Source organism: Methylobacterium variabile (assembly GCF_001043975.1).
GTDB classification, from domain to species: Bacteria; Pseudomonadota; Alphaproteobacteria; order Rhizobiales; family Beijerinckiaceae; genus Methylobacterium; species Methylobacterium variabile.
Genome location: NZ_LABY01000340.1, coordinates 1 through 552, shown reverse-complemented (window position 1 = coordinate 552; position 552 = coordinate 1). Strand labels below are relative to the sequence as shown.

The window sequence follows — 552 nt, the reverse complement described above, 5'->3', positions numbered from 1 at the left end:
GGTCGCGCGGCGAGCGCGGCGTCGCCCAGGCCTTGACCGCCTCGAACGACTCGTAGGGCAAGGCCAGCGTCCCGGAGCGGAAGGCGGGCTGGTTGTACATCTCGTAGATGTCCGACGCGTCCGCCTCGCGCATGGCGCGTATCTTCACATCCATGCTGGTCTCCGCTCGTCTCTCGTCTCGTCCGTCGGCCGTCACGCGCCCGCTCACGTCCAGGCGAAGTCGAGCGTCTCGCGGAACGCGAAGCGCTCGAGGTGGCGCACGATCACGGCCTGGAAGTCGGGCAGCTTAGCCGGGTCGTCGACGGCGAGGTCGACCGTCAGGGCCTCGGCGCTGGCGACGAGCCGGGCCTCGCCGAGAGGCAGGGCGATCCGGGCGGCGGTGGCGTCGTACTCGGTCTCGAACTTGTGCGCCCAGTGCTTGCACAGCTGCTGCAGGTAGCGGCTCGCATGGGCGGTGCCGACGACGGCGCGGGAATGGGTCATGGGATTCGTCCTTCCTGGGCGGAACGGTCTTCGGCGGAGCGGTCTTCAGCGGCGGCCGGGCCCGGCCGC

At 70.8% G+C, this 552-nt stretch carries 1 protein-coding gene and 1 pseudogene; both read right to left on the bottom strand.

What is annotated here, in order from left to right; all coding sequences use genetic code 11:
- Window positions 1-154 (bottom strand): annotated as a pseudogene (locus VQ02_RS39605) (GNAT family N-acetyltransferase); the annotation flags it as partial.
- Window positions 155-204: 50 nt separating this feature from the next.
- Entirely contained in the window at window positions 205-483 is a 279-nt protein-coding gene (locus VQ02_RS32505) for a DUF2218 domain-containing protein (RefSeq protein WP_048448405.1), read from the bottom strand.
- Between the last annotated feature and the right edge of the window lie 69 nt (window positions 484-552).